Annotated in this window: 19 protein-coding genes; 10 read left to right on the forward strand and 9 right to left on the reverse strand. The window is 41.6% G+C overall.

Features of this window, described 5'->3' with window-relative positions; translation table 11 throughout:
* Positions 1–37 precede the first annotated feature (37 nt).
* The 5 genes from galU to pdxY all read left to right on the forward strand — a co-directional run bounded on the left by galU (position 38) and on the right by pdxY (position 7,536).
* Entirely contained in the window at positions 38–928 is an 891-nt protein-coding gene (galU, locus tag Q4533_RS12245) for a UTP--glucose-1-phosphate uridylyltransferase GalU (protein WP_303502828.1), read from the forward strand.
* A gap of 759 nt (positions 929–1,687) precedes the next feature.
* Complete coding sequence (gene aspT / locus Q4533_RS12250) at positions 1,688–3,394, forward strand: aspartate-alanine antiporter (RefSeq protein ID WP_303502829.1); 1,707 nt, start codon at positions 1,688–1,690, stop codon at positions 3,392–3,394.
* Between the two features lie 90 nt (positions 3,395–3,484).
* Complete coding sequence (locus tag Q4533_RS12255) at positions 3,485–5,095, forward strand: bifunctional aspartate transaminase/aspartate 4-decarboxylase (protein WP_303502830.1); 1,611 nt, start codon at positions 3,485–3,487, stop codon at positions 5,093–5,095.
* Positions 5,096–5,400: 305 nt separating this feature from the next.
* Positions 5,401–6,564: a BamA/TamA family outer membrane protein gene (locus tag Q4533_RS12260; protein ID WP_303502831.1), complete on the forward strand. Its 1,164-nt coding sequence runs from the start codon at positions 5,401–5,403 to the stop codon at positions 6,562–6,564.
* Positions 6,565–6,681: 117 nt separating this feature from the next.
* Positions 6,682–7,536 (forward strand): pyridoxal kinase PdxY, encoded by an 855-nt coding sequence (pdxY, locus tag Q4533_RS12265; protein ID WP_102439051.1) that lies wholly within the window; start codon positions 6,682–6,684, stop codon positions 7,534–7,536.
* Between the two features lie 191 nt (positions 7,537–7,727).
* Here the strand turns inward: pdxY and yghU are convergent, their stop codons facing one another.
* Together yghU and Q4533_RS12275 are read right to left on the reverse strand one after the other, a co-directional pair.
* Positions 7,728–8,585: a glutathione-dependent disulfide-bond oxidoreductase gene (gene yghU / locus Q4533_RS12270; protein ID WP_303502832.1), complete on the reverse strand. Its 858-nt coding sequence runs from the start codon at positions 8,583–8,585 to the stop codon at positions 7,728–7,730.
* Between the two features lie 278 nt (positions 8,586–8,863).
* Entirely contained in the window at positions 8,864–10,936 is a 2,073-nt protein-coding gene (locus tag Q4533_RS12275) for a M13 family metallopeptidase (protein WP_102439045.1), read from the reverse strand.
* Between the two features lie 287 nt (positions 10,937–11,223).
* On the opposite strand from Q4533_RS12275, the gene Q4533_RS12280 reads away from it, so the two are divergent.
* The 3 genes from Q4533_RS12280 to Q4533_RS12290 all read left to right on the forward strand — a co-directional run bounded on the left by Q4533_RS12280 (position 11,224) and on the right by Q4533_RS12290 (position 14,158).
* Positions 11,224–11,544, forward strand: coding sequence for a hypothetical protein (locus Q4533_RS12280; protein WP_102520806.1), 321 nt, complete (start codon positions 11,224–11,226; stop codon positions 11,542–11,544).
* 80 nt (positions 11,545–11,624) lie between these two features.
* A complete protein-coding gene (locus tag Q4533_RS12285) occupies positions 11,625–12,161 on the forward strand; it encodes an NUDIX hydrolase (RefSeq protein WP_303502833.1) in 537 nt (178 codons plus the stop codon).
* 530 nt (positions 12,162–12,691) lie between these two features.
* On the forward strand, positions 12,692–14,158 hold the full coding sequence (locus tag Q4533_RS12290; protein WP_102439041.1) for a carbon starvation protein A: 1,467 nt from the start codon (positions 12,692–12,694) through the stop codon (positions 14,156–14,158).
* A gap of 307 nt (positions 14,159–14,465) precedes the next feature.
* On the opposite strand, the gene Q4533_RS12295 is transcribed toward Q4533_RS12290, so the two are convergent.
* The 3 genes from Q4533_RS12295 to Q4533_RS12305 all read right to left on the reverse strand — a co-directional run bounded on the left by Q4533_RS12295 (position 14,466) and on the right by Q4533_RS12305 (position 19,110).
* A complete protein-coding gene (locus tag Q4533_RS12295) occupies positions 14,466–16,391 on the reverse strand; it encodes a bifunctional diguanylate cyclase/phosphodiesterase (protein ID WP_241901124.1) in 1,926 nt (641 codons plus the stop codon).
* Between the two features lie 506 nt (positions 16,392–16,897).
* Positions 16,898–17,338 (reverse strand): cyanase, encoded by a 441-nt coding sequence (gene cynS / locus Q4533_RS12300; RefSeq protein ID WP_102439039.1) that lies wholly within the window; start codon positions 17,336–17,338, stop codon positions 16,898–16,900.
* Between the two features lie 50 nt (positions 17,339–17,388).
* Positions 17,389–19,110: a bifunctional protein-serine/threonine kinase/phosphatase gene (locus Q4533_RS12305; protein ID WP_102439037.1), complete on the reverse strand. Its 1,722-nt coding sequence runs from the start codon at positions 19,108–19,110 to the stop codon at positions 17,389–17,391.
* Positions 19,111–19,519: 409 nt separating this feature from the next.
* Here Q4533_RS12305 and Q4533_RS12310 point away from each other — a divergent pair, with 409 nt between their 5' ends.
* Positions 19,520–19,894, forward strand: a complete 375-nt coding sequence (locus Q4533_RS12310) for a hypothetical protein (protein ID WP_102520808.1) — start codon at positions 19,520–19,522, stop codon at positions 19,892–19,894.
* Positions 19,895–20,193: 299 nt separating this feature from the next.
* Here the strand turns inward: Q4533_RS12310 and Q4533_RS12315 are convergent, their stop codons facing one another.
* A complete protein-coding gene (locus Q4533_RS12315; protein WP_303502849.1) occupies positions 20,194–21,090 on the reverse strand; it encodes a LysR substrate-binding domain-containing protein in 897 nt (298 codons plus the stop codon).
* A 263-nt stretch (positions 21,091–21,353) separates the two neighbouring features.
* Here Q4533_RS12315 and Q4533_RS12320 point away from each other — a divergent pair, with 263 nt between their 5' ends.
* On the forward strand, positions 21,354–22,322 hold the full coding sequence (locus Q4533_RS12320) for a TDT family transporter (protein WP_102477072.1): 969 nt from the start codon (positions 21,354–21,356) through the stop codon (positions 22,320–22,322).
* On the opposite strand, the gene Q4533_RS12325 is transcribed toward Q4533_RS12320, so the two are convergent.
* The 3 genes from Q4533_RS12325 to Q4533_RS12335 all read right to left on the reverse strand — a co-directional run bounded on the left by Q4533_RS12325 (position 22,319) and on the right by Q4533_RS12335 (position 26,330).
* Positions 22,319–24,676 carry a penicillin acylase family protein gene (locus Q4533_RS12325; RefSeq protein ID WP_303502834.1) on the reverse strand — a complete coding sequence of 786 codons (2,358 nt, stop codon included), beginning with the start codon at positions 24,674–24,676 and terminating at the stop codon, positions 22,319–22,321. The genes Q4533_RS12320 and Q4533_RS12325 overlap by 4 nt on opposite strands.
* Before the next feature lie 127 nt (positions 24,677–24,803).
* Positions 24,804–25,544 carry a DUF2057 domain-containing protein gene (locus tag Q4533_RS12330; protein ID WP_303502835.1) on the reverse strand — a complete coding sequence of 247 codons (741 nt, stop codon included), beginning with the start codon at positions 25,542–25,544 and terminating at the stop codon, positions 24,804–24,806.
* 144 nt (positions 25,545–25,688) lie between these two features.
* Positions 25,689–26,330: a sulfotransferase family protein gene (locus Q4533_RS12335; protein ID WP_102477074.1), complete on the reverse strand. Its 642-nt coding sequence runs from the start codon at positions 26,328–26,330 to the stop codon at positions 25,689–25,691.
* Between the last annotated feature and the right edge of the window lie 47 nt (positions 26,331–26,377).

The following is a 26,377-nucleotide window of genomic DNA, read 5'->3' on the forward strand; positions in this document are numbered from 1 at the left end:
ACTATACAATTTAGCGCTAGTTAAATAAGGATATTTTATGAAAGTTGTCATTCCCGTTGCAGGTTTAGGCACGCGTATGTTGCCAGCTACCAAAGCCATACCTAAAGAAATGTTACCCATTGTTGATAAACCCTTAATTCAATATATTGTTGATGAATGTGTCAGTGCGGGAATTAAAGAAATTGTATTGGTGACTCATGCCAGTAAAAATGCAATTGAAAACCACTTTGATAAATCTTACGAGTTAGAGTCAACCTTAGAAAAACGGGTTAAACGTCAGTTATTACATGAAGTGCAGTCTATTTGCCCTAAAAATGTCACCATTATGCATGTGCGTCAGGGTGAGGCTAAGGGCTTAGGCCATGCGATATTATGTGCAAAACCCTGTATTGGAAATAATCCATTTGCAGTGGTGTTGCCCGATGTCATTTTAGATGCCTACTCAGCGGATCAGCGAACTGAAAACTTAGCTTCTATGCTGGTGCGTTATCAGGAGTCCCAAGCCAGTCAAATTATGGTGGCCCCTGTACCTGATGAGCAAGTGAATAAGTACGGCATTGCAGATTGCGCTGGTGAAACTGTGATGGCTGGAGAGTCAGTCAAAGTGTATAACATGGTTGAGAAACCTGATATCGGCAAAGCTCCATCTAATTTAGCCGTTGTTGGTCGTTATGTTTTATCTGAAAAAATTTGGGACTTGTTAGCCAAAACACCACCGGGTGCTGGTGATGAAATTCAATTAACAGATGCCATTGATATGCTCATTAAATCTGATGCGGTGGAAGCCTTTAATATGACAGGTAAATCCCATGATTGTGGTGATAAGCTTGGTTATATGAAAGCGTTTGTTGAATATGGAATGCGAGATGCTAAATACGGCAGTGATTTTAGCCGAGAGATTAAGCAGTTAATAACCGAATACGACTAATGTTAGTTAATGAAATTGTGATTTATATACTGTTATATGCGGTACTACCGAGCCAGCCCTAGCGTCTTTGCTTGAAAAGGCTGACAAACTAAAACCTAATCTTCGATACTGTTGCGGCAATAACGCTAAAATGGTGTTTGAGGTTAGGTTTTTTTGTACCTAAAATTTATGTTAATAATATATAAAACAGAGTTTTATGTTGTGTGGTCGAGGTATGGGTAAAGAGCCCAATCAAAGCCATTATATTGTTGGATAGTCCTCCGCTAAACCGCTAAACCGCTAAACCGCTAAACCGCTAAGCTTGCTGATACTTCATAATCATTTAGTCGGTGAGTTAAGCTAACTTTACTTGGCGCTCAATTCTGAACGCGAAGGCATAGTTCGCCATTTCCTATCTAATTCGTCTATTTTTTAGCTTTTTAATTTATTTTAATAAGTCTAGCAATCTTAGAAATCAACTACCCCTAAGTGAGTATGGCTTAAGGTTATAGTTATCAAGGGGTTTTTATTGGTATTTGATGGTTTGACTTTATTTTGTCTTTTACGAAGGGTTAGAACCATCAAAATGTATTAATCGGATTGTATGTTTATCCCTATGGTGTTTTCCAAGGAAGCGAAAGACACAAGGTATCACTGGTCAAACGGTCGGATTGAAAGGTTCAATCTGGATTCAGCAGTGTTAATTCTAGCAAATATGCCAGTCAGTTCGCTCCACCTAATTCTTAATATGTAAACTTAACCTGTAAGGCAGCAATGATTATGAATATCATCCAAAATCTTTTTGCTATTTCGCCCTATATTGCGTTGTTTATTACTCTGGCACTTGGTTATCTGATCGGCAAAATTACCATAGGACGTTTTGTTCTTGGTGGTGTCGCAGGTACCTTGTTGATGGGAGTATTAATTGGCCAATTTGGTGTGCAAATAGACCCTGGAGTCAAAACCATCTTCTTCGCATTATTTATTTATGCGGTAGGTTATCAAGGTGGGCCTCAATTCTTTGGCGCGCTTAACTTCAAAACTATCAACATTTTACTTTCCGCTGTCGTGATGACGGTAACCGGTTTAATTACGGTATTAGTGGCAGCTAAGTTATTTAGCTTAGACAGTGGTACTGCAGCAGGTCTTGCTGCCGGTGGCTTAACGCAATCAGCCATTATTGGCACCGCAGGTGATGCTATCGCCAAGCTAGGCGGTGTGACTGAAGAAGCTAAAAGTTTAATGCAGACCAATGTTGCTGTGGGCTACGCGGTAACTTATATCTTTGGTTCATTAGGGCCTATATTAATGGTGTCATGGTTAATTCCGACCTTTATGAAATGGGATATCCGTGAAGAAGCGTTAAAGTTAGCTGACGAAATGTCTGATGGTAAACCTGAATTAGCCCCTGGTGAATTCAATGCCATGACTGATTTAGTCTCCCGTGCCTATAAGCTTTCGCCTGAAAGTAAATTGATAGGTCGCGATATTCAAGCCGTTAATGCTGATTTGTTAGATGTCGCCATTGAAATGATTTCACGAGATGGACACAGCGTTGAAATCGATAAATCAGTGCGATTACAAGCTGGCGATATATTAGTGGTAACAGGTCGTCGTCAAGCGATTGCTGGACATGTTGAATCCGCTCACAGTGAAGAAGTGGCATTACCTGAAGGCACTGTTCTGATTGAAGAGAACCGTCAGCTGGTGGCGAACGATAATCAATTAATCGGCAAGTCTCTCGCGCAAATAAAAGCCGAAACTAACCTTGATACTTACCGTGGTATTTATGTCACTGATGTTATTCGTGGTGGTCATTCACAACACATTACCGCTGATTTTGTTGTCAAAAAAGATGACATTATTCAGTTAACCGGTTCTGCAAAAGATATCAACCGTATCGAGAAAAACATTGGCAAACGTTTAGTTTCAGTGTTCTCAACTGACTATGTGTTATTCGGTTTAGGTATGGTTGCGGGCCTATTGATTGGTCTGATTAACTTTAAAATTGCTGGCATCCCAGTGACCATTGGTTCAGGTGCAGGTTGTTTGATTTCAGGTTTATTTGTGGGCTGGTTACGTAGTCGTAAACCAAATATGGGATCACTGCCACTGGGCGCTTCAAACTTCTTACGTGACTTTGGTTTAGCGGTATTTGTTGGGGTTGTCGGTTTACAAGCTGGACCTCAGGCAATCGATATGGTTAAAGAAAACGGTTTAACCTTATTGTTCCTAGGTGTGGCGGTAACCATCATTCCACAAATTATCTCTTTCTTTATCTCTTACTACGTATTGAAGATTAAAAACCCTATTGAAGCGCTCGCTTGTGTTGCAGGTGGTCGCAGTGCTAACCCAGGCTTTGCAGCTCTACTTGAAAAAGCAGGTAATGCAACACCGGTATTTGCTTTCACGGTCACTTACGCCATTGCCAATGTATTACTCACCCTTTGGGGTCCAATCATTGTCGGCATTATTTCAACCCAATAATGACCCTAGATAGTCGATGAGAGTGACGTCTCCTCTTATCGACTATCACCCCAAATTCACCCTTTTAAATTGATAAATAGGTAAAATATTATGACTACATCAAATACTCAAACTGTACCAACAATCGATTTCACTAAATTTGCCAACTTAAGCCCATTTGAATTAAAAGATAAATTGATTGAAGTGGCTAAAACCGTTCCAGATCGTATTTTATTGGATGCGGGCCGCGGTAACCCCAACTTCTTGGCCACCTTACCTCGTAAAGCATTCTTACGTTTAGGCGATTTTGCTATCGAAGAATCAGAGCGCAGCTACTCATACTTAAACGAAGGTTTTGGTGGTATTCCGGATGGTGTTGGCGTTGTTGAACGTTTTGACACTTTCGCAAAAGAAAACCTAAACAGAGATGGCGTTAAGTTTTTACAAAAAGCAATTAGCTATGCTAATGACCGTTTAGGTATTGATAAGCAAGCTTTTTTACACGAATTTGTAAACGCGTTTTTAGCCTGTAACTACCCAGTGCCTTCACGTATGTTAACCAACATTGAAAAAGTGGTTAAGCAGTACATAGGTGAAGAAATGTATGGCCCAATGCCAATGACAACCGACTTCGACCTGTTTGCTACTGAAGGTGGCACTGCGTCTATGACTTATACTTTTGCGACAATGTTCAACAATGGTTTACTTAAAAAAGGCGACAAAGTGGCGTTAGTGACGCCTATCTTTACCCCTTATTTAGAGATTCCAGAGCTTGCTGAATATGAGTTAGAAATTGTTGAATTACGCTTAGACGAAAATACATGGCAGTTACCCCAATCTGAAATTGAAAAATTAGCTGATACCGGTATTAAGCTATTGTGTGTGGTTAACCCTGCCAATCCTGCATCGGTTAAGTTTTCAAACGATACGTTAGACCGTTTAACTGACTTTGTTAACACACAGCGCAAAGATTTGTTTATCATCACTGATGACGTATATGGCACATTTGCAGACAACTTTATTTCGCTATTTGCCAAACTGCCATACAACACCTTATGTGTGTATTCATTCTCAAAATACTTTGGTGCAACAGGCTGGCGTTTAGGTACTATCGGTATTCATTATGAAAACGTATTTGATGATGCAATGCGTGCGTTACCAGAAACGCATCAATTACAGTTAGATAACCGTTATAAAACACTGACACCTGAACCAAGAGACATTAAGTTTATTGACCGTATCGTTGCCGATAGTCGTGCTGTAGCCCTAAACCACACAGCAGGTTTAGCATTACCACAACAGGTGCAAATGGCATTATTTTCATTAAGTTGTTTAATGGACTTGGAAGATAATTACAAAGCAGCCTGTAAACGTATTATTCGTGAACGTTACATCACATTGTATAAAAACATGGGTGTTGAAATTGAAGAAAACGAAGACCATGTTGATTACTACACCCTACTAGAGTTAGATGCTTTAGGTGGTAAACTTTATGGCGAAGACTTTGTAAAGTGGTTTAAAGATAACAATAAAGGTCAAGACTTCCTCTTTGTGTTAGCGTACAAAACAGGGGTAATTTTATTACCAGGTAAAGGATTTGATGTTGTTCATGCTTCAGTGCGTGTATCACTAGCTAACCTAACTCACTACGATTATGAGTTAATTGGTCGTGCGACAAGAGTCGTACTTGATGGCTACTATGCAGAGTATCAAGCAAGCTAGTTAATCAATACCGCAGTTAATCAGTCAAATATTGACTGATGATTGAGAGGTGAAAATGCCAATCCTTTGATTGGCATTTTTTTTGGGTTTTAGGCTCGTTGGCCATCATTCAGGTGTTATCGGCTTTTATGCCTGCGCTTTGCTATGATTAATTAACAAGCGATGGAACATATTTCACAATATTAATATTAATATTAATATTGATGTAAAGTTTTATGTTTAAAATCAAACATCATATGATGAAAGCTGAAGTGGCGTGCAGAATATACGCGCTTAATGATGGGTAACGACTTAAAGGACTAAACATGAAGGCTATCAAACTAAAGACTATCGTGTTGGGATTATTGGGGGTGATATTGACACCAGCAATAAGTTTTGCGGCCAATGACAGCACGGTAAAAGAAGGCTCTGCAAATGACAGTGCGGCCAACGAGCCAAGTTCACTCGTGCCCAATCTAAAAGAAAATAAAGCCCCTTTAACGGTTAATAAAGGCAATTTTGTTGCCGCACCCATTCCGTTTTCAAACCCCACTATTGATTCTGGTTTAGCAGGCCTTGTTGGCTACTTTTATCCACAAACTGACGAGCAAAAGTCGGTTCAGCCTCCTTCGGTTACAGGTATTGCTGGCTTTTACTCTAGTAACGATAGTTGGGGGGCCGCCGTTGGTCATGCCAGTTATTGGGATAATAATAACTGGCATTTAAAAGGTGGCGTCGCCTATGCCGATTTAAAGCTGCCGTTAGTGTCAACCGAGTTGCTTGGTTTACCTATCGACGTTGATTGGGATATTTCTGGCTACGGTGCACTGCTTGAATTGGAGCGACGCATTAGTGGTAATTGGTTTGTCGGAGTTAATGGCGTATTCATTGATTTTGAACAAGACTTTAATGTTAACATTAGCTCCATCGATTTCGATTTACGAAATGAAATTGTCTCCGCAGGACTTGGTGCTGGGATTATTTATGATTCTCGTGATGTGCCTACTAACCCTTATGATGGTTATTACTTTAAGCTCAACGGCACTTTTTTTGATGATGCCATTGGCAGTGATACCAACTTTGAATCTTATTCATTAGAGTTTGATGGTTATTTTCCTGTGCATGAGTCGATAACCGTGGCTTATAAATTAAAAGGCTGTTTGAAAGAGGGTAACGTGCCGCTATGGGCAGCTTGTCGTTTAGGGTTACGTGGTTTTTCATCCACTGAATATATGGCCTTAGGTGCCATTGAAACAGAAGCTGAAGCCCGTTGGCGTTTTCATAAGCGCTGGGGATTAGTGGGTTTTATTGGCGCAGGTAAATTGGATGATGTGAATCATGCGGATAAATCTGATGATATCATTCCTTCATACGGTATTGGCGTGCGCTTTATGCTACAACCAGCAGAGCGAATCAATTTACGCTTAGATTATGCTCGCTCATCCAATAATAATGATGCGCTTTATCTTTCTGTCGGGGAAGCATTTTAATATCGTTATTTTAGTCTATGACTTACATTAGATGTTGTTTATATTGGTTGTCGTTAACTGATATTCTTTAAATGTAGATAGTTAATTATTCTTAAAACATAAATAAAAGAGAGTGTTATGAAAGGTGTCATTTCGATCCAGTCGCATGTTGTTTACGGGCATGCAGGAAATAGTTCAGCAGTATTTCCTATGCAGCGTATGGGTTTAGAAGTTTGGCCTATTCATACAGTGCAGTTTTCAAATCATACTCAGTACCAACAGGGCTGGACTGGGCGGGCTTTTTCTGCCGATGATATTAATGAGCTGGTGGCGGGTATTGGTAACATAGGTAAGCTTGCAGATTGTCAGGCGGTGCTATCAGGTTACCAAGGTAGTGCTGAGCAGTGCCAAGCAGTGATCCAAACCATTCAAACGGTTAAAGAGATCAATCCTCAGGCTATTTATGTGTGTGATCCTGTAATGGGTGACCCTGAAAAGGGCTGTATTTTGGCTGATGGTATTACTGAGCAATTAATTAAACAAGTTATGCCTCTGGCTGATGTGATTGTACCTAATCAATTTGAGCTGAGTCAGTTCACTCAAATGGATATTACCAATCTTGAGCAAGCTAAAGCAGCTTGCCAAAAAGCATTGTCTTTAGGGCCTGATATTGTGTTGGTTAAGCATTTACACAGCATCGCTGATGAGACATTCACCATGATGCTGGCAACCCAAGAGGGTTGTTATATCAGTCAGCGTCCACAACTTGAGTTCGTAAAACAGCCAGTTGGTGTTGGTGATTTAATTTCGGCGTTATTTACCGCAAGTTTAGTGCAAGGCTTATCTGCTGTTGAGGCATTTGAACATGCAACAGATGCTTGTTATGGCGTGTTAAAAGAGACCGCCCATCAGCGCCAGTGGGAGCTACAAACTATTGCAGCCCAGCAAGAGCTGGTCACACCTTCAGAGCACTTTAAAGCGATTAAAGTTTAGTGGTTTAGGTTTATAGGTTGAGCTTTAATGATTTGGCTTTAATAAATAAGTATCGCAATGTTTAGTTATAAGGCCTTTGACCTAACTGAATAAATCAGAGCTAAATAAAAACCACGCTAATTAGATTAAGCGTGGTTTTTTGTTTAAATGGCATAGCTATTATCTGAATTAAGAGTTTTAAGACGCTTAATTTACGGTTGTTTATTCAGTACCTCATCAATATCAGCTGCACTGTGGCGATTAGGCAGTTGCTCCCATTCTTCGCCCCATGAGCGATTGACGATACGACCACGCTTTACTGCTTGGCGCTGGGCAATAATATTGGCCCAACGAACTAAGTTCGGATAGCTTGCGACATCTAAAAACTCTGCAGCATCATAAAGATGGCCCAGCACCAAACTGCCGTACCATGGCCAAATTGCCATATCGGCAATGGTGTATTCATCACCGGCAATAAAGGCATGTTTCGCTAATTGCTTATCAAGCACATCAAGTTGACGTTTGGTTTCCATAGCGAAGTGATTAATCGGGTATTCAAATTTTTCTGGGGCATATGCATAAAAGTGACCAAAGCCGCCCCCTAGATAAGGCGCTGCTCCTTGAAGCCAAAATAACCAATTTAGCGTTTCTGTGCGCAGAGCAAAGTCTTTTGGTATGAAGTGACCGAACTTATCTGCTAAATAAACTAAAATCGCGCCAGACTCAAATACTCGCACTGCTTTAGCACCTGAGTTATCGGATAATGCTGGAATTTTAGAGTTTGGATTGATATCAACAAAGCCTGATGAGAACTGCTCACCTTCGCCAATATTAATCAAGTAAGCATCGTATTCTGCCTCTTTTACCCCTTTGGCTAGTAGCTCTTCTAGCATGATGGTGACTTTCTGGCCATTTGGTGTGGCTAATGAATGCAGCTGAATTGGGTTGCTGCCAATAGCTAATTCTTTTTGGTGACGAGCGCCTGAGTCTGGTCGGTTAATACTTGCCCATTGACCACCGTTTTCTTGATTCATGGTCCAGACTTTTGGTGGTACATATTCGTTGCTCATGATGTTTCCTTATCTGTGTCACTATTCTGTTTTAAAAGCATGTGTTTTAAAAGCGTGCGTTGTTATATGCGCGGGTATAAATCAGATATTGGGACTAATACGAAATTAACAATGATAAAGCTCATAACCATTGGTTATTGTTCAGCTGCGAATATCATATGGATTGACTGTTACTTTAAAGTGGGTTCATTACATAACTTAAAGATAAAAAATGCCAGTCAATTGAACTGGCATTTTGGGTTTTTAATCAAGTTTGATTAACTCTGATTATTGCTTAACTACCAAATACGCACACGTTGATCTTCTGGTAGGTACAGCTTGTCACCAGGTTTAACATCAAAGGCTTTGTACCATGCATCATGGTTACGTGGCGCTAATGCGCGGTAACGCCCTGGCGCGTGAGTACCTGCACGAAGCTGACTTAACATACTTTGCTCAGTACGTTTTTCTTTCCACACTTGCGCCCATGCTAAAAAGAAGCGTTGATCGCCTGTAAGGCCATCAATAATCGGCGCTTCTTTGCCGTTTAAACTCAGTTGATAAGCGTTATACGCCATGGCTAAGCCGCCAACATCACCGATATTTTCACCAAGGCTATTACGGCCATTAACGAAGTTTTCTGGGATTGGCTCATATAAACTGTATTGCGCTGCTAGCTGGTCAGCTTTAGCATCAAATGCCGCTCTATCTGAGTCGGTCCACCAATTACGCTGAATACCGTTGGCGTCCGATTTTGAGCCCTGGTCATCAAAACCATGGCCCATTTCGTGGCCAATAACGGCGCCAATGCCGCCGTAGTTCACTGCGGCATCTGCGTTAGGGTCAAAGAATGGTGGCTGTAAAATTGCGGCTGGGAATACAATCTCGTTGAATGAACTATTGTAATAGGCATTGACAAATTGTGGCGTCATGCCCCAACGGTTACGGTCGGTTTTTTGTAGCTCTTTAGCGACGCTGTCAGCATGAAAATATTGACGTAGGTTGTGGATGTTCGCCACTAAATCTTTGCTTGTCAGTGATAAACCATCAAACTGTTGCCATACATCTGGGTAACCAATCTTTGGTTTAAATGCGGCAAGTTTAGCGTGTGCATTGACTTTAGTTTCAGCACCCATCCAATCTAGGCCATCAATACGTTGACCGAGAGAAGTACGTAAGTTCTCAACTAATTCCGCCATTTGCTGTTTTGATGATTCAGGGAAATAACGTGCCACATACACTTTACCAATCGCAAAACCTAATGATTGCGTGCCCGACATTTCAGCGACTGCGCGTTTCCAGCGTGGTTTAGGCTCTTCTTGCCCGCTTAACTCTTTACCGTAAAAAGCAAAGCTGGTGTTGTAGATGTCTTCAGATAATAATTCTGCATTATTACTGATGGTGTGGAACTTAAGGTAATCCTGCCAAACATTAAGTGGCTGCTGATTAATTAAGGCAATCATTGCTTTAACTGGCTCAGGCTGTGAGATATTTAATTGTGGAACTTGATAGCCCGTTTGTTCGATAAATAAATCCCAATTAAAGCCTGGGTATTGCGCTGCTAAATCAGCACGTTTAACTTGGTTGAGGGTCAGGTCGCGGTTACGGCGCTTTTCTCTTGGCCATTGACCTTCAGCAATTTTTGTTTCTAATGCCAGTATGGCTTCAGCGCGAGCGCTGCCATCTTTGATACCAGTGAAAGCCAGCATGGCTGTAATGTGCTCAACATAGGCTTTGCGGATGTTAACGAAACGTTCACTGTCTTCTAGATAATAAGAACGGTCGGGTAAACCTAGACCACCTGCGCCAATAGACATTTCATATTGATCTGGATTGATGCGATTAAACCACATGCCACCATAAATTGGCGATGCAGCATCGGTTAACCAAGTTTGACCGAAGACTTTGGTTAAGTCGTCGGTGTTGTTAATGTTGTTGATGCTATCAAGGGTTGCTTGAATTGGGCTGACACCCAGCTTATTAATGGTGTTAGTGTCCATGTAAGCATTATAAAAATCAGCGATAAGTTGCTCTTCAGCATTTAAGTCATTGCGGCTGGTGATATCATCAATGATTTCTTTAACTTGGGTTTCACTGCGCTCAGCTAATGCTGTAAATGCGCCATAACGAGTTTTATCTGCTGGCATGTCAAAGTTGTCATACCAAGTACCACTGGCATACATAAAGAAGTCATCACCGGGTTTAACTGCTTCATTGCGGGCGCTTAAATCAACCCCAAAGCTACCAAGCTCAGCTGCGCCTTTGGCTTGGGCAGTGACTTCTGCTGCTTCATTAGTGACTTTGACATCAGATGTACCGCATGCGCTTAAAAAACTGGAGGCGAGGGCGAGGGCGATTAAGGACTTTTTCATTATTATCTTCTTCCTTGTTGGTAATTAAAGTATTTATAGAGCGTTTTTTAGATAAAAATTAGCTAACAATATTGTTAAGCCAAGGGGAAATGTCAACCTTGTAATTGTTAGCAAGTTTGAGCAAAGCATTGTTGGGCGTTAAGTTATTCGGCTAGAAGTAGTAACACCATGCTTTAAAGCTTGTTTGGGCGGTGAGTTTTAACCGCAGTTAACGGGCGCATATTAATCTGCGCGTAGTTTGTGTATAACTAGTTTATACAATTCAGTTTCAGCTTTTTAGGCTAATTATGTCCAGCAACCCAATTGCTAATAAACAATCAATTATCATCATTTTAAGCTTGCTGTTAGCAACGGTTTCAGCGGTGATCTATATTACCAAGGCTCACCAAAGCCATAGCCCCGAAACTTGGACATCATTTGTTTATAAAAATGGTTATGAGTCAGCCAGTTATTTGATGCAAGATGGTTTTAATGATTATGCTTCATGCAAAATTTACTCCCAAGATATGTCTGTCACTTATCAGAATGCCCCTTGGCAATGTGGGTCTAAATGCCGCTTTGATTCAATGAGGCAAGGTTTTGAATGCGAGTCGATGATTAACGATTAATCAGTAGTTGCCGCTAACCTCTTAGATTGAAATCAAGTTATTTGCCACGTATCATGCGCTTTTTCATCATATTGAATATTATGCGCCACTTAAAAACCTGTCATCACTCTGACACACCTATCGAGTTTGTTGCTGCTAATCAACCACATATGCTGACGCGAATTGCTGCTAGAGCAATTGTATTAAAAGGTAATAATATTTTGATGTTATATACCGAGCGTTATCACGATTACAGCTTGCCAGGTGGCGGTGTTGATGCCCATGAAGATATTGAGCAAGGGTTGATCCGCGAGTTACAAGAAGAAACCGGTGCGAAATCTATTAGCAATATTACCGCATTTGGGGTTTATGAAGAGTATCGCCCTTGGGAGCGTGATGGCTATAAAGTGATAAACATGCTGAGCTACTGTTTTAGCTGTGAGATAGATAGTGAGCTGGGTGAGACCCGATTTGAAGCCCACGAAATTAGCAACGGCATGCAGCCTGTATGGATTGATATTGATGAAGCGATTCAGCACAACCTTAATACCATTGCCAATAGCGCTAAAAAAGGTTTATCCATTGAACGTGAAACCTTTTTACTTAAGCTAATTAAAGCTGAGCTTATCAATAGCTAGCTTTGAGCTAAGAGGATACTTGGGGTCGTAGAGTTAGTGTTGAGCTAATAATGGTTACTCAACATATTCCTTTAACGCCCAGCAAATAACGTAGGGGCGTCGTCATTGCGGCGAGTATGGTTATAACTGCTTAGTGCTTAATTGCTAAGCTCTTTAATAAATAGCTACCTTGCTACTTTTTGAGATGTGAACGTTCTTTTGAATTTCCAAGTATGGACGGCTATCACAAAAATGGCTTTTGCTTGCAGGTTTATTAATTAGTAATTAAGCAACAGTTTTGAAATACAGTTTTCATAGAGACTGACTAAATTATTGAAATAGCTGTTTTATTAGTGGCTTAAGCTTTATTGATAGGGGCGATTTGATGTCACGCGAATGATTATTTCTTTTGGTTGGTAATATATCTACAGTTTAATGATTTGAGTAACGCAACCCCGACCTTGGTATAACTCTGGATAGCTTGACCAATGTTAGTAACTACCTGACACTCTATGCTAACCAAATACCCTACCAAGTATGGATAATAAAAAATGCTAATTTTCTTTATTTGTATTGCGATGTTAGTCCTCGCTTATAAATTCTACAGCCCTTTTGTTGAGCGCCAAGCGGGCATTGACCCAAATGCAAAAACACCTCAAACACGTTTTGACGATGGGGTTGATTACGTCAAAGTTCATCCCGTTAGAGCGTACCTTATTCAATTTTTAAACGTTGCTGGTGTCGGGCCAATCTTTGGTCCTATCCTGGGGGCATTATACGGTCCAATCGCCTTAGTGTGGATTGTATTGGGTAATATTATTGGCGGCGCGGTGCATGATTACTTCTCTGGAGTTATGAGCATCAAAGAAGACGGTAAAAGCTTACCTGAAATCGCCGGTCACTATTTTAATGTGTACTTTAAAGGGGTGATGTTGGTATTCACTGCGATGTTATTGTTCTTCGTTGGTGTGGTGTTCATTATGAGTCCTGCGGGACTGTTAAGTAACTTAGAGTTATTTGAAGGTACCATCTTGGCTAACAATACCTTTTGGGTATTGGTTATTTTAGGCTATTACTTCTTAGCGACACTGTTACCCATTGATAAAATTATCACTAAATTGTACCCATTATTTGGTCTACTCATGATTGTGATGACAGTATCAATTGCAGTGGCACTGCTTATCAGTGCGCCGCAATTGCCCGAGGTTGCAGATATTTTTGCTTATTTTGACCATAGCCATTACAACAATGATTTACTGGAGCCAAATCCTGATGGTTTACCAGTATGGCCGTTATTATTTGTCACCATAACTTGTGGTGCCATTAGTGGTTTCCATTCTACTCAAGCCCCTATTATGGCTCGCTGTTTAACCAATGAAAAATATGTTCGCCCAGTTTATTATGGCGCAATGATGTCTGAAGGTATTGTTGCTTGCGTATGGGCAACAGCAGGTATTGCGGCTTTCCCTGGTGGATATGTTGAGCTTAAGAGTATTCTTGATGCGGGTGGGCCTGGCCTTGTAGTGAACCAAGTTGCGAGCACTTATCTTGGCGTTGCTGGTGGTATTATGGCGATTATTGCTGTAGCAATTTTCCCGATAACCTCAGGGGATACCGCGTTCCGTTCATTACGTTTGACCATCATTGATGCGTTTAAAATCCCGCAAAGTATGCGTAACCGTTTGCTATTAGCCATTCCAATTCTGGTGATTGCATACTTTATGACTAAGATTGATTTCTCATTAATCTGGCGCTATTTTGCCTTCTCCAACATGTTACTTTCAACCAGTGTACTGTGGTTGGCAACTAAGTACTTATTTAACCGTGGTACTTTCCATTGGATTGTGAGTTTACCTGCAATCGTCGGTACTTCTATCACAGTCTCTTATATTATGACTGCGGGTGTTGGCCTTGGTTTACCACAAGAGTTAAGCCAGCCAGTGGGTATCGCTGTTGGGATTATATGTTTAGTAGGGCTGATTATTGCCCACAGTAAACGTAAAGTCGCGCACGCTTAATAGGCTCTGATATCGGCTAATTCTGCAATGATTTAAACGATAGATGATAACAATTAGGTGATCGCAGTTAAGCAATCACATAAAAGATGTTATTTAAGCCCCAAAAACCGATGTATGCATCGGTTTTTTTATGCCTAAATTGGGTCGTACAGCAAGTTAAAAAGCCAGCTTAGAAGTCAGTTGATGATCAGTAATAGCGATTAGCCATTCTATTCACTGAGTGTGGTCAATTTGACGTATCCCAAAAAATGAAGGGCAAGGTAGATGCTGCTATCATGCCCTTTATTAAGGCTAGCTGCGGTTAGGTTTATTCATCTTTATTGATAATCGGATTACACACACCTGTGCCCGTTAATGCAATATGGTTGAGGTTGTTTTTAATCACTTTAGAACCAACATTGAATGAGGTTTCAGGTCGACTGATGAGGTAACCTTGCACACAATGAATGCCCAGTTTTTTGATTAATTCAAATTGAGAGGCCACTTCAACGCCTTCAGCAACCACTTTTAAATCAAGGGTTTTCCCCAAGTTACTAATCGAATCTAAAATCTTTTCGTATTTAGGGTTAATAGTAGCTTGGTCAATAAACAGCTTATCAATTTTGATCACATCAACGGGTAAATTAGCCAATGTTGAAAGGGAGCTAAAGCCAGTGCCAAAATCATCGATGGCAATTAATACCCCTTGGCGGCGTAGTTTTTGTAAATCATTAATAATAGTGTCAGATGCATGGATTAAACATGATTCTGTTATTTCCAATAATAATGCTCTAGCTGGTAAGCCTGTTTTCGCTAAGGTGTCCATAATCCAGTCGTATAACGGCACATGCTTTAATTGCACCCCTGAGATATTCACTGAAATTCGGACTTTATTCATGCCGGCATTGTGCCAAGCTGACATTTGGCGACAGGCTTCAAATAAAATCCAGTTACCCAGTTCAATGATCAAGTTTGAGTCTTCTGCGATTGGGATAAATTCAGTTGGGGTGATTGGGCCTTCAATAGGGTGATTCCAACGGACTAAGCATTCGAAGTAATCGATACTGCAGTCATCAACGCTGACAATCGGTTGAAATGATAAGCTGAAATTTTGGCTGGCAATGGCTAAACGCATTTCTTCGAGTAGGTAGTGATAGCGGCGAATTTTATTACCCATTTCTGGCGAATAGACACGAAAAATACCGCGACCATCGGCTTTGGCGCGGTACATGGCCACATCGGCCATTTGTAATAGTGTATTGGGGTTTGATGCGCTGTCAGGGTAGCTAGCAATGCCAATGCTAGCACCAATTTTTATGATTTTATTACCAAGTACGAAATCTCGTTCAACTTCTTGTAGCACGTTTTTAGCGACTTCCACTGCACGGTTGTCATCGTCAATGTGATCAATAAAAATAGAGAATTCATCACCGCCTAAGCGGGATAGATTTAGCTCTAAATTTACCCCAGAGCCGATATAGCTAAGGTCATGGTTTCTGATCACTGTGGATAATCGATTGGCAACTTGAATGAGCACTTCATCGCCAAAGCTGTGGCCAAAGGAGTCATTAACCTGTTTAAATCCATCTAAGTCTATGAATAGTAAGGCTTGTTTGGTGCCATCTTTTTGGGCGCGTTGTAACTGTTTTTCTAAGTGTTCAAGGTAGGCATGGCGATCGACAAGACCGGTGAGCTTGTCTTGAAATATAGTTAACTGGGTATCAATATTTTGTTGTTTTACATGCCTATTTAACTCATTTAATGCCACGCTAATGTGTGACAGAGTATTGTTAGTGTGATTGTTTGGCTGCTTTATTTTGAAGGTCGCTAACAATTTATCGGTTTCATTACTGATAAATTCAAGTGATGCACTGTTCTTCTTATCAGAACTGGCTTTGATATAAAAAGGGATAAAGCAGGCAAATAGAAACATGAGTAGTAATGGCACATTACTGAACATCATCATAGCGCCAAACACGTCTGTGACCTTGACTACGGTGAGTTCATTGTCATCCCGAGCCAGTACCGCAAAGTAATGCTGCCCAGATTTCACGATATCATTTTCTAAAAACAGCCACTTTTCCCAATTGGAATTAGTATCTATGACATTGGCAGGTGCAATCTTAATTACGTTGTGGTGAAAATTTTCAGTATGAATAGCATCGATACCCTGGCTAAAACTTAACACCAGTAATACGTTCATCATCATCAAAAAGCTAATTAACATGAATACGAACTTTGAAATTTTAGTCATAAAGAGTCTTAGTAAAGTGTGCCGATTGAAAATCGTATGATGTTCGCATTTTGTTTACGGTAGTTGGCAATTTTGTTTCAATGATGTAGCGGCTGAATTATAAGCTCATTAATACGGGGATACAAGATTTTTTGGGTTATCGAATTGTTAAAAAATGCAATAAATATAATGTGTTACGAATGTAACAAAGCTTTTTCTGTGGACGAGGGGAGCGTTTTAACCAGATTTGTAACTGGCTTTAAATTGGCTTTTTTTACAGTGCAATAAGGTGAAGTAATAATATGAATTAGCATTATATTCGGCACTATAGCCAATTGGCTTTGACCCGTCAGTTATTTGCCCAACATAGATGGCACAAAAGTATTAAGGTAATAGCACTGCTTCGGTTAACTTTATCGCGTCACTGTTACAAAAATCCCACCGCCCATTAATGGCGATAGGATTTATTAATCGGCGAGGCATGGTCTAGGTAGTTACACCTTGTCTAGCTCAGTTGTAATTGCCAGTTACCATTTCTTATAAGGTAAAAATTTACCATTCATGGTCACTAATACGCGATCGCCTTTGGGATCTTCAATTTTATCAATGTTTAAACTAAAATCGATTGCGCTCATTATCCCGTCACCAAATTTTTCATGGATCACAGCTTTCATCGGCATACCATACACCTGCATGATCTCGTAAAAGCGATACACTAATGGATCGGTAGGCACTGTCGGGCCTAAGCCTTTAAGTTGGGAGTTGGTTAGTGGCATCATTTGCTCTGCTTCGATACCTAAGGCTTGTGCAATTTGAATTGCTTCAGCTTCAGATGCACAGGCTTGGCCGTAGCATAATGCCGCCACCCAGACCTCATCTCGGCCCACCATCTGACCTATATCATTGAAGGTGAGTTTTTGTGCTTTTTTGGCAGCTAAAATCGTTTTACTTAGGGTGTTGATTTCCATAGTGCAGCTCCAGTTTAAGTGACATAGTTAAGGTAAAGTTAATTAGCACATCAGCGAAATATTAATAGCAAGATGATGAGACTTAAGATTGCACAAATCCCTTGCCAGAACTTAACAGGCTCGCGCTCGATAAGTGGGGCACGGGTTTTATTTAAAAAAGCTTGAGTGGGATGACGCAAGTCGTATAAGTATTCTGATAATTCACTGTAGCGTTTATAAGGATTAGGATGGAGCGCTTTTTTTAACGCATCATCAATCCAGGCCGGGATGTCGCGCTCATCATCCAGTACTGATTGATATACCAAGCGGTTTTGCGCCGCTTTGGTCCTTGCTTGGGACATCTTACCGTCGAAGGGTAATTTGCCGCTGAGCATTTGATAGGTGATCACCGCCAGTGAAAAGTTATCAGCCATATGGGTGATAACTTCACCTACAAAGTATTCGGGGGCGGTATACTGCACTGTGCCGAGAATATCGGCATGTACGATTGGGGATGATATTTCAGCAAGACCAGCTACTTTGGTGGCGCCAAAATCTATGATTTTTACCATGCCATTAATGTCAATCATGATGTTTTCAGGGCGTAAATCTTGATGGATCATTTCTTGCCGATGAAAAGCCCGCAAGCCTTTAGCTATTTGCTCGACAATATCACGCACGGTTTCAATAGCGGGTTGTGGATTATCTAACATCCACTGGCTCAGGGTAATGCCTTCGATGTATTCCATGGCTACATAGAGATAATTACGCTGTTTAGTGGGCGGACAAGGCTTAAGGATATGGGCATTATTTAGCCTTCTGGCAATCCACTCTTCCATTAAAAATCGTTCAAGATAAGCAGGATCACCTTGTAAATCTATTGATGGTGTTTTAATGACAACTTTTTCTAGGTTGTCGATATCCATGGCCAAGTACACATGGCTGCGACTGCTATGGTGCAAAGCCCTGAGGATTTGATAGCCGTCAAAATTCATTCTGGCATCAAGAATAGGTGGAAAAGGTTGTTCGGTGAGTTTTTGTAAAGCTTCATCAGCGCTTTGCAGCGGCAAGTCATCAATGCGGATAATTTGAATGGTTAAATTGTCTTGGCTGCCATTGGCCAGTGCAACCTCTGCAATGACTTGGGCGGCAATATCTAAGGCTTGATGATGTAATTTTATTAATGAGTTAATTTCGTCTTCGGAAATAAATTCATAAATGCCATCGGTTGTTAAGATAAAAGTATCACCGAGTTCTAGTGCCTTAGCATCATAATCGATTTCTAAGAAGGGGCTGATACCTAGGCCGCGATTAAGGTAGCTTTTATGAGCGTTTATCCACAGGCGGTGATCTTCAGTAAGCTGAGTTATTTCATTATCCCGCAACCGATAAATGCGGCTATCACCAATATGAAATATATGGGCAGTGGTCGATTTGAAGACCATCGCGCTTAAAGTGCATACATAACCACGATCGTTATCAAATCGATGTTCACTTTTTTGGGATTGGGAATAGAGCCAAGAGTTTGTGGCGGTTAGCACCTGAGCGGCGGACTTTTTAACCGACCAAGATTCTGGCGTGCAACTATAGTCATCTAAAAAGCCCCTTACGCTAGCTTCACTGGCAATTTGGCTCACATCACTACTACTGATCCCATCAGCAATGGCAATAGCAATGCCCTTAGAGGTCAATAGTGGTTGCTTTGGGATCGTGGCGCCATGAAAATCTTGATTGATTTCCTTAATGCCTTTGTTGGAATATTGGCCTATTGAAACGGTGAGCTTTCGAGTCATATATTTTCTTATTAAGCTAAAAGTAATGGCTCATCAGCGCCAATCATAAATACTTGCTTTTAAGTGCAACTAACATTCCAAAACGTGGCCAGTGCGCAATGTTAACTCAGTCAAAAGGCTAACAAGTTATAGCGTTGCAGCATTACTATTGCCTAGCGGTAACTAAGTTAAACCAATGAAAGTCTGTGATGGCGCTCAGTTGGTCGTTTGCTTTGTTACGTAATGGTGCAGTGCGAATAATTAACGCACTTAAATAGATCGAAATAGCGGCTGTGACTGGCTTATTGGCTTTGGGGTTAAAACATTATCCATTAGCAATAGTTAATTTAACGGGCTGTGTTTTATATAACGGTTTATATCTTTAAAATCAGTATAATTATACTTAAGCTAATTAACTGTGGAACACGCTGTGCTTACAAAAATACTGGTAACCTTGTTAGTGATCGTCGCTTGTGTGCTGTACATACGCAGCGGTCGTGGCACAAAGAAAAAGCCGGCTTTAGTGTCAATGGGCAGTGATTCTTCACCGCTATTTTCAAAGTTGATTATTTATCCGATGATCGCCGTTTCGATGCTAGTAACTGCAGCCTTTTGGGGCTGGTCATGGTATGACGATAATAAAATTGTGCAAGTGACCATTTCATCGCCTGTTGAAGCGATGTCGGCAACTTATTATGTGCGCAAAAAAGACATTGAAGCGCAGCGTATTACCACTGTGGATGGCATTCAAATTCGCTTATCTAACCAAGAGCGTATAACGGTAGCGGCACCTACTACGAAGTGATTTTCAGCTCGACTCGATGAACAAGTTATTTATTTTTTCGTTTGCCATTGCAAACAAAACCTCATAAAGCATTTGAGTAGTGGGATTTGGTATTTGTCTTTATGTACTAGCAATCAGAAACAAATGGGCGGCATTACTGCCGCTGCAATACCTTATTGATATCAAAGCTGAACACTTGATTGCCATTGCAAACAAAACCTCATAAAGCGTTTGAGTAGTGGATTTTGGTATTTGTCTTTATGTACTAGCAATCAGAAACAAATGGGCGGCATTACTGCCGCAGCAATACCTTATTGATATCAAAGCTGAACACTTGATTGCCATTGCAAACAAAACGTCATAAATCTTTTGAGTAGTGGGCTTTGGTATTTGTCTTTATGCACCAGCAGCCAAAAGCTGCGCGGCATTTCAATTGGTTGTTTGAGTAAACTAACTCGACCACTTTCTATAGCATATTGCGCGGCTAAGGTGGATAAGCAACCTAAGCCCAGCCCTGCTGAGACACTGCTAATTAATGCCTCTGTGGTATTAAGCTCAAAGGCCAGTTGCCAGTGTTTAAGTTGTGGTGCCAGCGTATTGATAAAGCATTCTCGCGATCCGGAACCTGACTCTCTTAACACCCAATCATGATTGTCTAAATCGTTAATAGTTACCTTTTCAAGCTTAGCTAGAGGGTGCTCAGAAGCACTAATAACACACATGTTATCGGCACTGAAGGGCACAGAGAGGAGATCTGGGTGGTAATTATCTCGTTCAATTAAGGCGACATCTAGTTCAAAATCAAGCAGTTTTTGGCAAATAGTGGCGGAGTTTGAAATGAATAAACTTTGGCTGAAGTGTTGCTGTTGCTGGCGAAACTGGCTCAGTAAATAAGGGCTAACATGGTTGCCTATGGTGTCACTACTACCAAGCCTGAGTTTACCGCTATTGGCGTGCTCATCATCAAAGAGGGTATTGATTTGCTGGGCGCGATCCAGTAATTCATCGGCCAAAGGCAGCAGTTTTTGACCTTCTTGATTAAGGATAAGTCGATTATTTACGCGATCAAATAGTGGCTGTCCTAAGTGTTTTTCAAGCTCTGCTAGCGCCATGCTTACCGCCGCTTTTGATAAGTATAGTTTTTCAGCTGCTGCAGTTAAGGTGTTGTGCTGAGTAATAGCGTTAAATACATTGAGCTGCCGCAAAGATATCAGTATCGCCATGGTGTTATCATCCCCGCTTTTCATGGTTATCATTAGCGCTGACTTAGGTTTAACGCCAGTTTGCTTTTATTGTCAGTTGTTTTGTTGATGGCCTAATTATACGTTCAATTAAACTTAACGCATGTTTTAAATAATTGGATATATCTGAACAATTAGCAAGAGTAATATCAACTCAAGCTAAAAAGTTGAAACTCTTTTATTGCAATCTCTTTGATTGCTAACAAAGGGGTTTATCCGAGAGTTAAGTTGAGGCCACCATGATAAACATCGCTAAAGCTAAATTAATGACCGCTCCAACCCCTATGGCAGGCTTAGCATTGGCGATTGCTAGCTTAGGTTGGTGCTGGGAGAATCTCGCCGATTTTCAGGGTTATGGTCAATGGGGCAGCGCTGCTATTGCGAGCCTATTATTACTGGTGTTAACGCTGAAGTTTTTATTGCTGTCTCATACCTTAAAGGCAGATTTAGCGCACCCTGTGGTTGGCAGTGTAGTACCGACCTTTGCCATGGCCACCATGGTAGTATCTAACTCAGTTGGGCATTTTTACCCTCAAGTCGGTGATGCTTTATGGTTATTTGCAGTAGGGCTTCATATCGTATTTTTGATTAGCTTTTTATATCACCGCGCTAAAGCATTTGAGCTACATCATATGGTGCCAAGTTGGTTTGTGCCGCCGGTGGGGATTATCGTGGCCGATGTGTCTTTTTCAGGTAACCCGCAATTGACATTAATCGCCCATATCGCCTTGGTATTTGGCATGCTTGCCTATGCCTTGATGCTGCCGGTGATGATTTATCGTTTGATATTTACCCATGAAGTGCCTGATGCGGCTAAACCGACCATGGCAATTTTAGCGGCGCCAGCAAGCTTATCACTAGCGGGTTATTTAACGGTAACGGCTACGCCATCACCCATTATCATTGCCTTACTATTTGGCATTGCAGTGCTGATGACCAGTATTATTTATTTAGCCTTCTTTAAGTTACTAACCCTCCCTTTTAGCCCTGGCTATGCCGCGTTTACTTTCCCTATGGTCATAGGCGCGACAGCATTATTTAAAATGATCAGCTGGATGCAAAGCATTAATATGGCTGAGCAATACATTCAGCAAGTGCGGATACTGGCTATTATAGAATTATCGATAGCCACCGTGGTAGTGGTGTATGTGGCCGCGTGCTATTTACACTTTTACCAACCCCGAAGGGCAAAATCCGCGCAAGTTTAGCGCGGCTTAATGGTTAATGTGTGCTCAATAGTTTGTGGCAATAATGGCGTAGCTTGATTATTAACATATTGCTGATAGCCACTACGATAATAAGGCGATAACGGGTGGCCAGATTGCCCACCAGGAATGCTCATGATGGCATCTTGCTCATTGCCCGGTTGTACAATAAATCGCTCTGAGGCGCCAAATGAGGCACCTTGCACCGCTGGCATAAAGCTGTCGCCATAACCTTGTGCAGCAGGCATATCTAACCAATGGCTCAGTAAGGGCATCTGTTTTGAAAATGGGTGCTTAATGTCGAGCTTATTTACCTCACCCCAGCGTAAATCAGCTAGCTGATTATCTTGACTGTGCTGTTTAAGTAAGGCGTTTTTAGCCTGTTTGTAGGCGCTGATGGCAAATTCATCCCAACTTTGGAATTGCTTAGGTAGCCAGCTTTTAGGCTGCTGATTGATCAGTTGCCACATAGGCGTTTCTAAATAGCGCTTAATCACAGCTAAGCTGCTGCCTTGGCTTGTTAGATTAGTTTCAATCGGCGCAAAGCTTTGATCTATCATGGCGGCGCGAAAATGTTTTACTAAGCTATAGCCCACCGAGTCTGCACAGGCACAATCGCCCCATTGATTGATGAACTTAACATCTTCAGCGAACCGTTTGGGTTGTTGGCTTAGCAGATTAAGTAGGTATTGCTGCCAAGGCTGTAAAAATCGTGCTTGATTATCTAGCTGCAAATTAAAAAAATCAGTTTCAGTAAATTGCTCTTGCTCATGTAATCTGTCCCGAATTTGCGTAGCGCGGGCCCCAAGAGCATAGCCGCCATCACCGAATTGGGCTAAATCTTGGGTGGAGAGCACCCGTGAATTAGCGGTCCAAATACGATGGCTGAGTGGGTTAATGACACTTGGGACATTGGGTTGGGGTTGCTGCCAAGCTTGGGTTTGCACTTCAGTTGCTGTTTGAGCGACATTGGCAGGATTACTACGACTTGGTAGCGCGCCAGCTATCTTCCAGCCCGCGTTACCTTGGCTGTCTGCTAACAACATATTTTGTGCTGGAATACCGATACTGCTGGCTAATGCCATGGCTTGATCGACTGTGGTTGTTTGCTCTAGTTCAATTAAGCCCATATTAATCGCATAGTCTTGATGGGCGACCCATGATAGTGCGTAGTTTTTATCATTAACGGTTTTTACCGGGCCATATTCACTGACTTGTACTGTATGCATCACTTCTGAGCTGGGCAGTTTAATCGGCTCATATTCAAGCGCTATTTCAGTGTTGGCGTCAATTTCAACCCAGTCAGCGGTGTCCACATAACTGTTGGTAAATCCCCAAGCGAGCTTGCCATTAGAGCCCACAACAATGGCTGGCGCGCCGGGTAATGAGACGCCAGTTATTTGCGCCGATGGATTGGTATTATTTGGGACATTATTGGTTTTAGCATCGCTAATGCTGGGGTAATTTAATTGCGCTCGATACCAGATAATAGGTACGGCAAACGATAAGTGCATATCATCAGATAACATTGCCCGGCCAGACTTGGTAAGCTCTCCGGTCACTGCCCAGTTATTGCTGCCGACCTCTAATGGGGCGGTGATTGTGCTGCTGTTTGCTTGAGCCAAAAGCTGGGGCTCAAGTGTTGGGATATCGCCGTCAAAGTAGGGGATTTGGCTATCATCAAGAGCTGCCTGATGGTGGCTTGTTTGGGTTAAAAATGCCAGCATATCGGGGCCAAAGGTCAGTTTTATTTGGGTTAAGGCCATATCTCGCTTAATGGTATTGCCTTGTAAATCAAGATACATACTAAATATGACCAATAAGCTGTCGGTTTCATGCCATGGTTGAGGACTTGATTGGGTGAGTAGGTATTCAAATGAGGACAGAGTTTGCGCCTTCAGTGCGGCATTTACCCCTTTAGTGTAAACCCTAAGGGTTTGCTTTTCTTTTGTGGTTAAGCCATCAAATATCATTTGTGCCCGTTTGCGTAGCTGATGAAAGCGGCGGTTTTTATCGCGCTCAAGTGCCTTTTCACCAAATATTTCAGCCAGTTCACCTGCGGCATTGCGTCGTAATAAGTCCATTTGAAAAAAGCGGTCTTGGCTGTGGGCATAGCCAAGGGCATAAGAGGCATCAAGGCGGTTGCTGGCGCTGATAATCGCCGTGCCGAGTTCATCACGTTCAATGGTGACAGGCGCTGTTATATCTTGGCTATTAAAGCTTGTATTTAAGCTGGGCATACTTAGGCGCAATACACTATAAATGGCTAATAACACCAGCATGATCAGTACGACTAGGCTGGTGAGCGTGTATTTGGTGACGTTAGATTGCAACACCTTGGTAAAGCTAATAGACATGGTTATGACCCTAAAGAATATTCGAGTCTATGATAACCAAGGTTACTAGTTTGTTAACAGCATTTTATTACTTATAGCAAAATAACTTAACGTTATAAAATAGCGTTTATAAATTAGGGTTAGTTAATCATTGCTGATTAATTTTGGCTTTAAATTTAGCGCGAGTTTCTTGATTGGCTTTACTGTACCAATAATCGAGCATTTCAGTGATTTCTGCCTGATCTTGAGCAATTGTCTTAGGTGTCATCGCTGTCGGAGCTAATGCTGGCGCAGCCGCGACAGTGGCAGGTGCTGCTGTGGTCGTTGACGCAGGAGTTATCGTTGCTGTCGAGGTTATTGTTGGTGCAGCAGTTAACGCTGGCTTAGTCGCGAGATTGGCGTTGTCGACACTTAGCGGCGTAAAGCTCATGGCGGCAGGTTTATTGCTAAGGTTGTACTGGCTGAGCTCAAGCTCAAAATCGCGGCCTAATTGCAGCCCATCTTTTAGGAGTAAATCTTGTATAAACTCCACAGGTAGACCTTGGCTATTGGTAAGGGTTAATTGGGGCGATTTATTAAAGCTATTGGCGGCATTTCGATTGCGTATGCTTGGCAGTTTAAGGCGATAGGTATCATTACTGGCGCTAAACTTTACGATCACCGCTTCAGATTTAAATTGCGTTTGCATGCCGCTATCACGGTAATTAACCTGATAGCGAAATAGCAGCTGATTGTCACCTTCAACCAAAGTCACTTCATCAGTATCCAATTGTTGGCCATTCAATAGCAATACATCAACACTACTAGGAATATCTAATACGCTAGCGGCAAAGCTTGCAGGGCTGGTGATGACGACGAAGAGTCCGATGATAAGTGGATGTAATTTCATGGTGTTCTCATTATGGCTAGAAGTGGGTATGGTCACTATTGGCATTGAATGATGCTGAGCGAGCAGTGACTATTTGTTCAAAACAATGCTTAATCGTTCCATTAAGTTATAGCAAAGCTCGCCTGAGTTACAACTTAGGCATAACTAACTTTTAGGAATTCGATAATCAAAAAACTTGCGATGTTCAGGGCCTGCTAAGTTGGTATTCACTTTATTAGGGTGCTTATATTCGCCCCAGCTTGCCACATGGGTGCCAACATTAAGCTGTGGAAACTCAGCAGTGGGGCTGTCATGTATACCAATGAAGTTGAGTAAAGTTTGCAGGCTATTGTTATCGCTAAGTTTTATCGATAGAAAGTCATCTCGATGCTTAAAGTAATGGTAAACAGCTTGTTGATGCGCAAGGTAGCAAGCTTTTAAACGCGCTTCATCTAGCAGATTATCAGCGTCTAACGGGCCAAAAGTTTGTTTGAAACAGCGCTTAAGGATCGGATGGAAGGTGCCGGTTTTATCGGCAAGGTTTGGCCTCATTTTTGTGAGCAGCATTTGTATTGACGCAACCCAAGTGTCGATAGGTCGGTCGATGTAGACAAATTTGGCATCGGGAAATAACTGATCTAACTGTGGGTAATCACAAAAACAGGGCACATCTGAAACCACATCGGCCACTTCAAAAGCGCGTTTGGTTAAACCGATATGGGCGACTTTTAATCCCTGTTCAAGTAAGGCAGCACTCACGCTGGTGGTGCCAGTTCTGGGCAAACCAATGATAAACACTTTGGACATGATTGCTCTCGATTAATACTCAAGAAACAATGATGTTAGGCTTGGGT

The organism is Shewanella sp. 6_MG-2023, assembly GCF_030547195.1.
Taxonomy (GTDB): Bacteria; Pseudomonadota; Gammaproteobacteria; order Enterobacterales; family Shewanellaceae; genus Shewanella.